The sequence below is a fragment of the Dactylosporangium sp. CA-052675 genome (assembly GCF_050947935.1).
Classification (GTDB): Bacteria; Actinomycetota; Actinomycetes; order Mycobacteriales; family Micromonosporaceae; genus Dactylosporangium.
Map to the genome: position 1 here is coordinate 723,608 of NZ_CP192010.1, position 12,708 is coordinate 736,315.

At 72.8% G+C, this 12,708-nt stretch carries 11 protein-coding genes and 2 pseudogenes; 9 read left to right on the top strand and 4 right to left on the bottom strand.

Annotated features, from left to right (window positions below; all coding sequences use genetic code 11):
* Positions 1 to 13: 13 nt before the first annotated feature.
* Positions 14 to 607, bottom strand: coding sequence for a CGNR zinc finger domain-containing protein (locus tag ACQP1P_RS03295; protein ID WP_350612261.1), 594 nt, complete (start codon positions 605 to 607; stop codon positions 14 to 16).
* Positions 608 to 684: 77 nt separating this feature from the next.
* On the opposite strand from ACQP1P_RS03295, the gene ACQP1P_RS03300 reads away from it, so the two are divergent.
* The 9 genes and pseudogenes from ACQP1P_RS03300 to ACQP1P_RS03340 all read left to right on the top strand — a co-directional run bounded on the left by ACQP1P_RS03300 (position 685) and on the right by ACQP1P_RS03340 (position 9,111).
* The gene (locus ACQP1P_RS03300) at positions 685 to 1,605 is read left to right on the top strand and encodes a proline dehydrogenase family protein (RefSeq protein ID WP_433082965.1); all 921 of its coding nucleotides are present in this window, start codon (positions 685 to 687) and stop codon (positions 1,603 to 1,605) included.
* A gap of 108 nt (positions 1,606 to 1,713) precedes the next feature.
* Entirely contained in the window at positions 1,714 to 3,165 is a 1,452-nt protein-coding gene (locus tag ACQP1P_RS03305) for a basic secretory protein-like protein (protein ID WP_433089809.1), read from the top strand.
* Between the two features lie 27 nt (positions 3,166 to 3,192).
* On the top strand, positions 3,193 to 4,548 hold the full coding sequence (locus tag ACQP1P_RS03310) for an efflux RND transporter periplasmic adaptor subunit (RefSeq protein WP_433082967.1): 1,356 nt from the start codon (positions 3,193 to 3,195) through the stop codon (positions 4,546 to 4,548).
* Positions 4,545 to 5,213, top strand: a pseudogene (locus tag ACQP1P_RS03315) (ABC transporter ATP-binding protein); the annotation flags it as partial. The gene ACQP1P_RS03310 and the pseudogene ACQP1P_RS03315, both read left to right, overlap by 4 nt.
* A 26-nt stretch (positions 5,214 to 5,239) precedes the next feature.
* On the top strand, positions 5,240 to 6,424 hold the full coding sequence (locus ACQP1P_RS03320) for an ABC transporter permease (protein WP_433082969.1): 1,185 nt from the start codon (positions 5,240 to 5,242) through the stop codon (positions 6,422 to 6,424).
* 144 nt (positions 6,425 to 6,568) lie between these two features.
* The gene (locus ACQP1P_RS03325; RefSeq protein WP_033363444.1) at positions 6,569 to 6,784 is read left to right on the top strand and encodes a helix-turn-helix domain-containing protein; all 216 of its coding nucleotides are present in this window, start codon (positions 6,569 to 6,571) and stop codon (positions 6,782 to 6,784) included.
* A gap of 219 nt (positions 6,785 to 7,003) precedes the next feature.
* On the top strand, positions 7,004 to 7,105 hold the full coding sequence (locus ACQP1P_RS03330; protein WP_007465623.1) for a 30S ribosomal protein bS22: 102 nt from the start codon (positions 7,004 to 7,006) through the stop codon (positions 7,103 to 7,105).
* 78 nt (positions 7,106 to 7,183) lie between these two features.
* The gene (locus ACQP1P_RS03335; protein ID WP_433082971.1) at positions 7,184 to 8,254 is read left to right on the top strand and encodes an NAD-dependent epimerase/dehydratase family protein; all 1,071 of its coding nucleotides are present in this window, start codon (positions 7,184 to 7,186) and stop codon (positions 8,252 to 8,254) included.
* The gene (locus ACQP1P_RS03340) at positions 8,251 to 9,111 is read left to right on the top strand and encodes a lysophospholipid acyltransferase family protein (protein ID WP_433082973.1); all 861 of its coding nucleotides are present in this window, start codon (positions 8,251 to 8,253) and stop codon (positions 9,109 to 9,111) included. Before ACQP1P_RS03335 ends, ACQP1P_RS03340 begins: the two co-directional genes overlap by 4 nt.
* Before the next feature lie 25 nt (positions 9,112 to 9,136).
* Here ACQP1P_RS03340 and ACQP1P_RS03345 read toward each other — a convergent pair whose 3' ends face one another.
* The 3 genes and pseudogenes from ACQP1P_RS03345 to ACQP1P_RS03355 all read right to left on the bottom strand — a co-directional run bounded on the left by ACQP1P_RS03345 (position 9,137) and on the right by ACQP1P_RS03355 (position 12,458).
* A complete protein-coding gene (locus ACQP1P_RS03345) occupies positions 9,137 to 10,102 on the bottom strand; it encodes an HAD family hydrolase (protein WP_433082975.1) in 966 nt (321 codons plus the stop codon).
* A gap of 402 nt (positions 10,103 to 10,504) precedes the next feature.
* Positions 10,505 to 11,371 (bottom strand): annotated as a pseudogene (locus tag ACQP1P_RS03350) (DUF5667 domain-containing protein); the annotation flags it as partial.
* A 169-nt stretch (positions 11,372 to 11,540) separates the two neighbouring features.
* On the bottom strand, positions 11,541 to 12,458 hold the full coding sequence (locus ACQP1P_RS03355; protein WP_433082977.1) for a sigma-70 family RNA polymerase sigma factor: 918 nt from the start codon (positions 12,456 to 12,458) through the stop codon (positions 11,541 to 11,543).
* Positions 12,459 to 12,708 lie beyond the last annotated feature (250 nt).

Genomic DNA, 12,708 nt, shown 5'->3' on the forward strand with positions numbered 1-12,708 from the left:
GCGTTTCCGGGACTTACGCCGTCACGACCGCCCGATCGGCGTCACCCACCGGGCTCGCGGCGGGCTGCAGCGGGGCCGCCGCGCTCGTCTCGGCGGCGCGCTTGCGGGCGCGATGGGCCGCGACGTGGGAGCGGGTGGCGCAGCGCTCGGAGCAGAAGCGGCGGCAGCAGTTGGACGACGTGTCCAGGTAGACGTTGCCGCAGCGTTCGTCGGCGCAGACCCCGAAGCGGGTGCTGCCGTGCTCGCACAGCCACACGGCCAGGCCCCAGGCCGCGCCGGCCAGCAGCTCCGAGCTCACCGAGGAGCCGCGGCCGGTCACGTGCATGTGCCAGTCGTGGGTGTCGTGCCCGGAGATGCGCGGCTGCATCGGGTAGGCCTCGAGCAGCGCGTTGAGCTCGGCCACCGCGGCCACGTCGCGGCCGGAGGAGCCGTGCTCGAACACCTCACGCAGCCGCTTGCGGGCCCGGCGGAAGGCGACCAGGTCGCGCTCCGTCGCCTCGGCGGTCTGCCAGCTGTCCTCGCCGAACAGGGCAGCAAGATCTTGCATGCTTTCGAGCGGCGCGTTGACGATGTCGACGGCGGTCCGCGCATACGCGTCGAAGTCCACCCGACCAAGGTAGTCAAGAAATGCCACACTGGCGACCAGGCGTCACCGGCGACCGCGGATCTGTTTACGCTCGGCACATGCTCAGATCGGTCATCCTCGCCGCCGCCCGCTCCACGAGGGTCGAGCGGCTCGTTGAAACCGCCCCGGTCAGCCGCAGCATCGTGCGCCGCTTCATCGCCGGGGAGCACGCGGACGACGCGCTACAGCGCACCCGCGAGCTCGTCGCGGACGGACTCTGCGCCACCCTCGACCACCTCGGGGAGGACACCACCAACCCGCACCAGGCCGAGGCGACCCGGGACGCCTACCTCAAGCTCCTCGACGCGCTGCACGCCGCCGAGCTGACCCCGGCGGCCGAGGTCAGCCTCAAGCTCTCCGCGCTCGGCCAGGTCTTCGACGAGAAGGTCGCCTACGAGCACGCCCGCGCGATCTGCGCCAAGGCCAGCGAGTCCGGCACCACGGTGACGCTGGACGCCGAGGACCACACGACGACCGACTCGACGCTGGAGGTGCTCGCCCGGCTGCGCGGGGAGTTCCCGACCACCGGGGCGGTCCTGCAGGCGTACCTGCGCCGCACCGAGGCCGACTGCCGGGAGCTCGCCGTCGCGGGCTCGCGGGTCCGGCTGTGCAAGGGCGCCTACAAGGAGCCGGAGTCGGTGGCGTACCAGACCCGCCTCGACGTGGACAAGTCCTACGTGCGCTGCCTGAACGTGCTCATGGCCGGCGGCGGGTACCCGATGCTCGCCACCCACGACCCGCGGCTGATCGGCATCGGCGAGGACCGGGCGAAGTGGTACGAGCGCACCCCGGACGAGTTCGAGTTCCAGATGCTCTACGGCGTGCGCCCCGAGGAGCAGCTGCGCCTCGCCCGGCTGGGCTACACCGTGCGGGTCTACCTGCCCTACGGCACGCAGTGGTACGCGTACATGATGCGCCGCCTCGCCGAACGCCCCGCCAACGTCGGATTCCTGGCCAGGGCGCTGCGGTCGCGGGTCTGACAACGCTTCGGCCCGCCCCCCGGAAACGGGCTCTTCGTCACATCGGGGGGCTTCTCGTCCGTATGGGCGACGCGACGCCTTGACCGTCTCACGTACGGTCCGGCAGTGATGGTTGGGGATGAACGGAGGTACGCGGACGTCGACGACGTCACCGCGACCCGTCCCGTCATCCCCCACCAGCGCGGCGACGCCCGCCGTCCCGCCCCGGGCGAGGCCCCCGGCGAGCCCGCCCCGCCCCGCCGCGGCACCGTCTTCCGGCTGGCCCTGCTCGCCTCGCTCGCGGTGCTGCTGGGCGCCCCGGCCGGCGCGATCGCCTACGCCACGGCCCGGCACGAGCGCTCGACGCTCGTGTCCGGCCAGGACCTGGCCGGGGCCGGGGACGAGCGGAGCGGCGAGCGCGCCGGGGCCAAGGCCGGGCAGCCGGGCGCCCCGGACGCGACCGCCAACGCGCTCACCCCGAACGCGCTGCCCAACACCCTCGACGGCCGGATCCGCAAGGCCCTGCGCGACCAGGCGGCCGCGCTGCTCGGCGGCGACGAGGACGGCTTCCTGCGCCCCGTCGACCCGTCCGCGGACGGGCTGCGCGAGGACCTGGCCCGCCGGTTCGGCTCGCTGCGCCAGCTGCAGGTGAAGCTGTGGCAGCCGCGGGCCGAGGGCGCGGCGAAGACCGAGCCCGACGGCACCGCGACCGTGTCGGTGCGGGTGAGGTACTGCTACGTCGTGACCACCTGCGACCCGATGGAGCTCACGGCCGGCACGCGCTGGAAGGTCACCGACCAGGGCGTCACGCTGCTGGAGTTCGGCACCGCCGGCGAGCTCGGCCCGCGCCCGTGGGAGGTCAGCGACCTGCGCACCGCGATCGGGAACCGGGTGGTGATGGCGACGACCGCGCGGTACGCGTCGCGGCTGCCCGCCATGCTCGCCGCGGCCGAGCAGGCGGCCGAGCTCACCGACACGTTCGCGCGCTGGGGGCCGCCGCCGGCGCGGTACGTCGTCTACCTGGCCGGGCCCGACGAGTGGGCGAGCTGGTACGGCATGCGCCAGGAGTCCTGGGTGATCGGCTTCGCGCTGCCGCTCACCGCGAGCGCGACCGAGATCGTGCTCAACGCGAACCGGGTCGACACCAAGCAGACCCTCGACACGCTGCGCCACGAGTTCACGCACGTCGTGACGCTGTCCGGGGTCGAGAAGTCCTACGAGCACACGTGGTGGCTGGTCGAGGGCATCGCGGAGTACGTGCGCGTCAAGGGCAGCGGCAAGCCCTTCGACCAGATGGGCGACGTGCGCGCCTACCTGCGCGGCGGGCACTGGAAGAGCGAGGTCGCCCTCGACGACCCGCCCGCCGACGCGAGCACCGCGGACGTCAGCGGCCGCTACGGCGTCGCGTACCTCTCGCTGCAGTACCTGGCCGACACCTTCGGCGAGGACAAGCTGCTCGAGTTCTTCGACTACGCCGCCCGCCAGGGGATCTCGCTCGACGACTCGGCCCGCAAGGCGTTCGGGGCGAGCTGGAAGGACGTGTCGAACGACTGCGCCCGCTACGTGCGGGGTCACGTGTAGCGCAGTGACGTATCTAGACTGACGAGCGTGTATCGCGTCCCCTCGCGAACGATCGCCGTCGCTGTGCTGATCACGGTGTCGCTCACCGGCGCGTCGTGCTCGGGCAACGACTCCGGCATCGGCCTGGGCAGCGCCGGGCGCGGCGACGTGGCCGAGGTCGTCGACGCCCCCGCCACCATCACCGCCCGGGCCGCCGCCACGCTCACCGCGGCCGCCGACGGCACCCTGATCTCGCTGAGCGTCAAGCCCGGCGACACCGTCACGGCCGGCCAGGTGCTCGCGGTCGTCGACTCGCCCGGGGCCCGGCGGCGGCTGGAGGAGGCGGGCGCGGCCCTCGACGCGCTCAAGAACGCCGGGGGCGGCGGCGCCGGGGTCAAGAACCTCTCCGCCCAGCAGCGCCGGACCGACGACGCCGCGGCCAAGGCGTTCTCGGACGCGCGCGCCGCGGCCGCGCAGATCGCCGACGTGACCGTGCGGACCACGCTGACCACCCAGATCGACCTCGCCGAGCGGACCTACCAGGAGGCGGCCGCCTCCGCGCGGGCGGTGATCCAGAGCGTGCAGCGCGGCCTGGCCAGCGTCTCGCAGGCGATGGCGGCGCTCACCCAGGCCCAGCGCGCCCAGGCCCAGTCCGCGTTCGACCTGGCCCAGAGCACCGTCGACCAGCTCACCCTGCGGGCGCCGGTCGCCGGGGTGGTGCAGCTGGGCGGCACCTCGGCGGCGAGCGCGTCCTCGATCACCGACCTGCTCGGCGCGGCCACCGGAGGGCAGGCGCCCGTCTCGGTGCCGACGGGCGGGGCCGGGGGCGGCGGCGCCGGGCCGGGCGTGGATCCCGCGGTACCGGTCGGCGGCCGGGTGAGCGCGGGCACGGCGATCCTGACCGTGGTCGACGTGTCGGAGCTGGGGCTGATGGCCGAGGTCGACGAGACCGACGTGCTGCTCGTCCAGCCCGGCGTCACGGCGAAGGTCGAGCTCGACGCGGCCCCGGGCGCGACGTACGACGCCGCGGTGACCTCGGCCGACGTGCTGCCGAGCACCTCGGCGCGGGGCGGGGTGGCGTACCGCGCGCGGCTGCGGCTGGGCACCGGGACGTACGACGACGGACGCCCGGCCCCGAGCCCCCGCCCGGGCATGAACGCGGTCGCGCACCTGCAGGTGCGCTCGATCCGCGACGCGGTGACCGTCCCGGCCGCGGCGGTGTTCAACGTCGGCGGCAAGGACGTCGTGTGGCTGGTGCGGGGCGGCCGGGCGGTCCAGCAGCCGGTGAGCGTCGGCGTGTCCGGCCAGGACCGCGTCCAGGTGCTCAGCGGCGTCAGCGACGGCGACCGGATCGTCGTGCGCGGCACCGACAAGGTCAAGCAGGGCATGGAACTGCCCCGATGACCGCGGCCCTGGTCGCGGAGCGGGTCACGCGGGACTACGTGCTGGACGGGGTCACCGTCGCGGCGCTGCGGGGCGTGAGCTTCACGATCGACGCCGGCGACTACGTGGCGATCATCGGGCCGTCGGGCTCGGGCAAGTCGACGCTCATGCACCTGCTCGGCGGGCTGGACCGGCCCACCTCCGGGCGGCTGCTGCTCGGCGGCCGGGAGGTGGCCGGCCTCGACCCCCGGGAACTGGCCCGGCTGCGCAACGAGACCATCGGCTTCGTCTTCCAGTCGTTCCACCTGCTGGCCCGCACGAGCGCGGTCGACAACGTGGCGCTTCCCCTGGTGTACCGCGGGATGCGCGCATCGCAGCGGCGCCGGCGGGCGGTCGCGATGCTGGAGCGGGTCGGGCTCGCCCATCGCCTCGACCACCGCCCCAACCAGCTCTCCGGCGGCGAGCAGCAGCGGGTGGCGATCGCCCGGGCCCTCGTCACCGACCCGCAGGTGCTGCTGGCCGACGAGCCGACCGGCAACCTCGACACCCGCAACGGCCAGGCGGTCCTCGCGCTGCTGGAGGCGCTCAACCGCGAGCAGGGGGTGGCGCTCGTGATCGTCACGCACGACCGCGAGGTGGCCGCCCGCGCCGACCGCCAGATCGTCATGCGCGACGGCGAGATCGTCGAGACGCTGCCCGGCCCGGAGGCGCCGTGAGGTTCGCGGAGGCCTGGCGGGTCGCGCTCGACGCGTTGCGGGCGAACCGGCTGCGCAGCATGCTCACCATGCTCGGCGTGATCATCGGGGTCGCGGCCGTCGTCGTGCTCGTGGCCATCGGCACCGGCACCAAGCAGGAGATCGAGCAGCAGGTCGAGGGGCTCGGCTCCAACCTGCTCATCGTCGTGCCGGGCGAGGTCAACCTCGGCTCGGCGCCGTCGGTCTCGCGGATGGACCTCTCCGACATCGACGCGGTGTCGAAGATCGTCGGCGACCGCAACCGGGTGGCGGTGACCGTCGCCTCCGGCGAGACCGTGGCGGCCGGCCACGCGCAGACCTTCGCGAGCGTCAACGGCGTCATCGAGACGACGCCGAACGTGTTCGTGCGCCGGCTGGCCCGGGGCACGTACCTGACCCGCTCCGACGTCGACACCCAGCGCCGGGTCGCGGTGCTCGGCTGGAGCGTCGCCCACAAGCTCTTCGGCGACCGGGACGCCGTCGGCCAGCAGATGACCATCGCGGGCGTGCGGTTCCGGGTGAGCGGCGTGTTCGAGCAGCTCGGGCAGAGTCTCGGGATCGATCGCGACAACGAGGTACACGTGCCGATCACGACGGCCCAGCGGCTGCTCGCGACCGACCGGGTCGACGCGATCGCGGTGAACGCGCCCGACCGCGGCGAGATCGGCGACCTGTCCGCGCGGATCATCGCCGAGCTCACCCGGCGCCACCCCGGCACCCGGTTCAGCGCCGTGACCCAGGAGCAGATCCTGGGCGTGCTCGGGGACATCCTGGGCGTGCTCACCGGCGTGCTGGCCGCCATCGCCGGCATCTCGCTGCTGGTCGGCGGGGTCGGGGTCTCCAACATCATGCTCGTGTCGGTGCGCGAGCGGACCCGGGAGATCGGGCTGCGCAAGGCCGTCGGCGCCCGCCCGCGCGACATCGGGGTGCAGTTCCTGCTCGAGGCGGTGCTGCTGACCACGCTCGGCGGCGTGATCGGGATGGGGCTCGGCATCGGGGCGGCCCTCGTCGTCGCCGCGCTCTCGCCGGTACCGGCCGCGATCACCTGGTGGTCGCTCGCGCTGGCCTTCGGCGTCTCCGCCGGGGTCGGGATCATCTTCGGCGTGGTGCCCGCCCAGCGGGCCGGGCGCCTCGACCCGGTCGTCGCGCTGCGCACGGAGTGATCAATTCTCGCGGAAAGATTCCGTCGATCCTGGGGTGCAAGTCACAGGCGTACCGTTACCGTACTGGTAACACGCTGATTGAGTAACGCTCGATCCGGGGCTGCCGGGCCGAGCGCCGGGCGAGCACGCTGGTCGGAGGTCGCGATGTCGAGCACGCCACACACCACCGAAGGCCGGTTGGGCGAGGTCAGGTTTTTGACCGTCGCCGAGGTGGCCACCCTGATGCGGGTGTCCAAGATGACCGTCTACCGCCTCGTCCACGCCGGGGACCTGACCGCGGTCCGGGTCGGCCGGTCGTTCCGGGTCCCGGAGCACGCGGTCGACGCCTACCTCCGCGAAGCCTTCCGCGAGACCGCGTAAGCCCGCGCGGCGACACCTCCGCTACACCGCGGCGAATGACATGCGTCGATGCTGTGCCGCCGGGGAGCGGCCCCGCCGCCCCGCCGGGCATCGCTCGGTGGTGATCTTTGCCGGGGTCGTTTTCCGATCCAGCGGCGATGCGGCTACCCTTGAACGGCTAACCATGTCTTCGGCGTGCCAGCGATGGCACGCGTTCCGCTGTATCGAGGAGATGCTCGTATGGGCTCGGTGGTCAAGAAGCGCCGCAAGCGTATGGCCAAGAAGAAGCACCGTAAGCTGCTGCGCAAGACCCGCGTCCAGCGTCGTCGTCTCGGCAAGTAGCGTCCCCGTTCATCGCCCGGCGGCCGGTCTCGGTTCCGGCCGGGTGATGAACGTGTGCTTCGCTGTGATCGGAGCCGCGTGACCGCGTCGCCCAGCGTCGTTCTGGTGACCGGGGTGAGCCGGTATCTCGGCGCGCATCTGGCCGCACGGCTCGCCGCCGACCCGCGCATCGAACGCGTCGTCGGTGTCGACGCCACGGTGCCCGCCGGTGACCTCGCCGAGGTGCTGACCGCCGCCGGGTCCAAGATCGACGTGCACCAGATCGACCTGCGCACCCCCGGGGTGCTGCGGGCGATGGTCGACGCCCGCGTGGAGGCGGTGGCGCACCTCGCCGTGGCCACCGCGACCGACCAGCACGGCGGCCGCGCGGCCATGAAGGAGCTCAACGTCATCGGCTCCATGCAGCTGCTCGCCGCCTGCCAGCAGGCGCCGCGGCTGCGGAAGCTGATCGTGCGCTCGTCGACGGCCGCCTACGGGGCCTCCTTCCGCGACCCGGCGATCTTCACCGAGGACACCGAGCCGCGCGAGGTGCCCCGCGGCGGCTTCGCCAAGGACGTGCTCGACATCGAGGGCTACGTGCGCGGGTTCCGCCGCCGGCGCCCCGACGTGGCGGCCACGGTGCTGCGCTTCGCGCCGTTCATCGGCTCCGCCGTGGACACGCGGCTGACCCGGTACTTCGACCGGCCCGTCGTGCCCACCGTGCTCGGCCGCGACCCGCGCCTGCAGTTCCTGCACGTCGACGACGCGTTCGAGGTGCTGGTGCGCTCGGTGACCCAGCCGCTGCCGGGCACGTTCAACGTGGCCGGGGCCGGCACCCTGACGCTCTCGCAGGCGGTGCGCCGCGCGGGCCGCGTCACCATGCCGGTGCTCGAGCCGGGCCTGAACGTGCTGGCCGGCCTCGGCCGCGCCGGGGTGTCCCTGGACCAGCTCGACCTGTTCGTGCACGGCCGCGTCGTGGACACCACGAAGCTGATCCGCGCGTTCGGCTTCACCCCGCGTACCACCGCGGAGGCGTTCGACGAGTTCGTTCGCAGCCGCAGCGCCAACGAGCTGCTGCCCGCGGATACGATGCGCTCGGTCGAGCAGGCTTTGCTCGACGGCTTCCGCAGGACACGTGCGGCGCGGGCCGCGTTGGAGCGTGGCGAATGACTGACCCGGATCTCCCGGACGTCTGGGACGATCGGGTCGCCGGCGCGCTGGCCTTCCTCCGTGAGCGGCTGACCGGCGAATACGAGATCGACGGCTTCGGCTTCGACCGGCACCTCACCGACGGCGTCTTCCTGCCGCTGCTGCGCCCGCTCTACAACCAGTGGTTCCGCACCGAGGTCGCCGGCTCCGAGCACCTGCCCAAGGAGGGCGCGGCGCTCGTCGTGGCCAACCACTCCGGCACGCTCGCGCTCGACGCCCTGATGCTCTCGGTCGCCGTGCACGACGAGACCGCGGCCGAGCGGCACCTGCGGCTGCTCGGCGCCGACCTGGTGTTCCGCATGCCGTTCCTGTCCGAGGTGGCCCGCAAGTCCGGCGCCACGCTGGCGTGCAACCCCGACGCCGAGCGCCTGCTGGCCGAGGGCGAGCTCGTGGGCGTGTTCCCGGAGGGCTTCAAGGGCATCGGCAAGCCGTTCGCGGAGCGGTACAAGCTGCAGCGCTTCGGCCGCGGCGGGTTCGTCTCGGCGGCCCTGCGCACCGGCACCCCGATCGTGCCGGTCTCGATCGTCGGGGCCGAGGAGATCTACCCCATGATCGCCAACATCCGCCCATTGGCCCGGCTCCTGGGCGCGCCGTACTTCCCGGTCACGCCCACGTTCCCGTGGCTGGGCCCGCTCGGGCTCGTGCCGCTGCCGAGCAAGTGGCTGATCGAGTTCGGCGAGCCGATCCCGACCGAGGAGTACGTCGACTCGGCCGACGACCCGATGGTCGTGTTCAACCTCGCCGACCAGGTCCGCGAGACGATCCAGCAGACCCTCTACAAGCTGCTGGACCGCCGCCCGGACGCCTTCTCGGCCTGACCCGGGACGGTGCCGCGGCCCGGGCTCAGGACTGCGCGGGCTGGACGGCCGGCTGCGCGGGACGGGCCGCCGCCACGGACCGGGCCGCCGCCACAGGCAGGGCCGCCGTCCGGCGCCGGCGCTTGCGCATCGCGGCGAACGTGGCCACGCCCCCGATCACGACCCCCGTGGCCAGCGCGGCGGGGATGGCGATCTTGGCGGCCTTGCGCCCGGTGCGGAAGTCGCGGATCTCCCAGCCGCGCTTGCGGGCCTCGCGGCGCAGCGCCGGGTCCGGGTTCACCGCGACCGCGTAGCCCACCGTGGAGAGCATCGGGGCGTCGTTGATGGAGTCGCTGTACGCCGCGCAGCGGGTCAGATCCAGCTGCTCGGCCAGCGCCAGGGTGGTGATCGCCGACGCCTTCTCGGGCCCGTGCATGAGGTCGCCGACCAGGCGCCCGGTGTAGATGCCGTCCTGGATCTCCGCCACGGTGCCGATCGCGCCGGTCAGGCCCAGGCGCGCGGCGATGATCCGGCCGAGCTCGACGGGCGCGGCGGTGACGAGCCACACCCGCTGCCCGGCGTCGATGTGCAGCTGGGCGAGGGCGAGGGTGCCCGACCAGATCCGGTCGGCCATGAGCTCGTCGAAGATCTCCTCGCAGAGCCGCTCCATCTCCTCGACCTTCCAGCCGGCGATGAAGGCGAGCGCGGCCGACTTGGCGCTGGAGACGGTGCCCGCGTGCTCGGAGGCCAGCAGGCGGAAGCGGGCCTGCTGGTAGGCGAAGCGGGCGAGGTCGCGGCTGGTGAAGTACTTGCGCTTGGCCAGGCCGCGAGCGAAGTAGTAGATCGACGCGCCCTGCATCATCGTGTTGTCGACGTCGAAGAACGCCGCCGCGCCCGGGTCGGACGGGATCTCCAGGGCGGCCTCGACCTCGGCCGCCGCCCAGCCGGCGGCGGAGACGACGATGCGGCCGCTCGGCCGGCGGCGGCGCAGCGCGTTGGGACGGATCGGCACGTCGAACTCCCTTCGATGGCGGCGCCCGGGCGACGGGCTGAGCATCCGTCGGCCTCTGACGAGCCAACGGTACAAGCACCAGACAGCAACAGGGCCCGGTGACGTGCACCGGGCCCTGTCATGTCGCGGTCATGTCGCCGCGTTGAATCAATGCAGCAGCCAGTCGAGCAGGCCGCCCTTTTCGGACTTGGTCGGGGCCGGCGTCGGATCGGAGACCGAGTTCGCGTTGGGCGCGGCCGGGGCCGACTCGGTCGCCGAGGAGTTCGCCGCGGCACCGGAGGGAACGGTGGCGGGGGAGTGCCCGCCGCTGCCGTTGCCGCCCGGGTTGCCCTGCACCGGAGCGCCGGGCTGCTGGTTCGAGGTCCCGTTGCCGCCGGTCTTGCTGTTCGGGCGGCACGCGGCGCTCCCCGGCACGGGGCCGAGCGAGTCCGGCGCGCTCACCGCGGCCGAGCCGCACTTGACGAGCGGGCGGAGGGCCTTGGACCGGCGGTCGATCTCGTCGAGCAGGGTGACCGACTTGCTCGCGCGGGTGCGGGCGTCGCCGCTCGTCCCGGTCTTGAGCCGCTCGGCCGCCCCGCGCTGGTTGGTCACGAAGCCGTCGATCGCGTCCAGCGCCGCGGTGTCCTTGTGGGTCACCGCGGTGACGGTCAGGAGCCGGACGCCCTCGAGCGTCTCGCCGTCCATGTCGTCGAGCACCGAGGAGAGCCCCGTCGGGTCCTTGACCGCCTGGGCCTCGTCGAGCCGGGTCCGGGCGAACTCGAGGTACAGCTGGCCGCGGCTGATGTCCGAGCCGGCCAGCGCGAGCTGGGCCTTCTCGGTCGACCGCTTGACGGAGTAGAGCGCGTCACCGGGCATCGCGTCGCCGCTCGCGGCCGACATGCCGGACAGGGCCAGGGTGCCGGCGGCGAGGCCGACCACGATGGCGCCCCGGGTCCGGGTCCGGCGGCTGACGGTCGGTCGGCTCCCGTCGGGCCGGCGCAGCGAACGCAGGCCCACCCGGTGAGCCGGCTCGGGCTCGGGCGCCGTGGCGGTCGCTCCGATGCCCTCGCGCTCGATCGTGGCCATGAGCATGGCCCGAAGACCGTCGCGGAACTCCTGCTGCGCCTCCACCCGGATCGGCAGGTCGCCGAGCCGCTGTCCGACCGACACAAGGTCGGTGAGGGAGTCGTCGAGCGTGGTCCTCGTGTGGTGTCGCCGGGCCCCTTTGGCCTCGTCGAGGAGCTGAGCGAGCCGCTCAGCCCGTCGACGATGGAAGACGGAGCCAATCACCTGAGGCACCCCCCTTCGCTGATCGCGTCACTCAGGCGCGGAAGGGCAGCGGGATGGTGGGCCACCGCGTCCGCCGTGCGCCATGCCGACGGTCGCATCTGGACCAACGGTGCAACACGGAAGCTGGTTACGGCGCCTGCGGGGGCACTGTAACCGGAGGTGACAGCCGTCACGGCTGGAATCCGTCGGGCAGCAGCCGGGCGAGCGCGCGCACCGCACGGTACTGCAACGCTTTGATGGCTCCCTCGTTCTTGTTCATGGTCTGCGCGGTCTCGGCGACGGAGAACCCGTGCAGGAACCGCAGCACGATGCACTCCTGCTGCTCGGGGTTGAGCTGCTTGACTGCCTTGAGCAGGTCCACGTTGGTGATGTGGTCGATCACGGCCGCCTCGGGGCTGCCCTCGGGCCCCCGGTCGGGCCGGTCCGCGTCGAGCACGTCGCCGGTGGTGACCTCCAGCCGGTACCGGCCGGACTTGAAGTGGTCGGCGACGAGGTTGCGCGCGATGGTGACCAGCCAGGCACCGAGGTCGCGGCCCTGCCACGTGAAGCTGCCGATGCGCTTGAGCGCACGCAGGAACGTGTCGGCGGTCAGGTCCTCGGCGAGCTGGCGGTTGCCGACGCGGAAGTACACGAACCGGAAGACCGTGTCGAAGTAGCGGTCGTAGAGGAGTCCGAATGCCGCACCGTCTCCGGCCTGGGCCCGCTCGATGAGCGCCCAGACCTCCGACGCCGGGTCCCCGCGGTCGGGGCGCGTCGGCTGCGGCGGGACGGGCTCGCGCGGGCCGGTCTCGGTCAGCGTGTCGGTGCCGACGACGTCCTGCGGGATCGGCACGGTCTCCTCGCCCAGCAGCCCGGCCCCGGCGCCGCCGGCGGGCTTGCCGTTCATCCCGGCGTTGGGTCTTGCGTTCGGTGCCGGACCCGAGCGTGCGGGCGCCTCGTTGGTGTGGGGGCGCACGCGCGTGCGCGGAACGCTGCCTCCCTCACCACGGATGACCGTGGCGAACATGTCGCGCATCGAGTCGCGCAGCATCGACAGTCCACCGGCGAGATCGTGTTCAGCGTCGAACACGTGCTGGTAACCGCTCATGCTTCGCAAGCCCGGGCATAGGGCTTATTCGGCGCGATCACGGGCACTTCGGCCTCCTCGGGGTGAGGGGTGTCAACTCGCAACAAATGGGGTGAGTCGACTTCGGTGATAATAGGTCCGGCGTCACCCGCGTGTGGGCGGCTCTTGATCTGAGGGCACATTCTTTCCACGGATCCGTGTGCGATCGGCGCACATGCTGTCCGTCACTTGGCCGCGACGCGCCGTACGACACGCCGCTAAACCGGAAAAA

Excerpts from the sequence above, each read along its gene's own strand:
- ACQP1P_RS03355 (WP_433082977.1), bottom strand. The coding sequence starts at position 12,458 with ATGAGCGGTTACCAGCACGTGTTCGACGCTGAACACGATCTCGCCGGT.
- ACQP1P_RS03325 (WP_033363444.1), top strand. The coding sequence starts at position 6,569 with ATGTCGAGCACGCCACACACCACCGAAGGCCGGTTGGGCGAGGTCAGG.
- ACQP1P_RS03340 (WP_433082973.1), top strand. The coding sequence starts at position 8,251 with ATGACTGACCCGGATCTCCCGGACGTCTGGGACGATCGGGTCGCCGGC.
- ACQP1P_RS03305 (WP_433089809.1), top strand. The coding sequence starts at position 1,714 with ATGGTTGGGGATGAACGGAGGTACGCGGACGTCGACGACGTCACCGCG.
- ACQP1P_RS03330 (WP_007465623.1), top strand. The coding sequence starts at position 7,004 with ATGGGCTCGGTGGTCAAGAAGCGCCGCAAGCGTATGGCCAAGAAGAAG.
- ACQP1P_RS03300 (WP_433082965.1), top strand. The coding sequence starts at position 685 with ATGCTCAGATCGGTCATCCTCGCCGCCGCCCGCTCCACGAGGGTCGAG.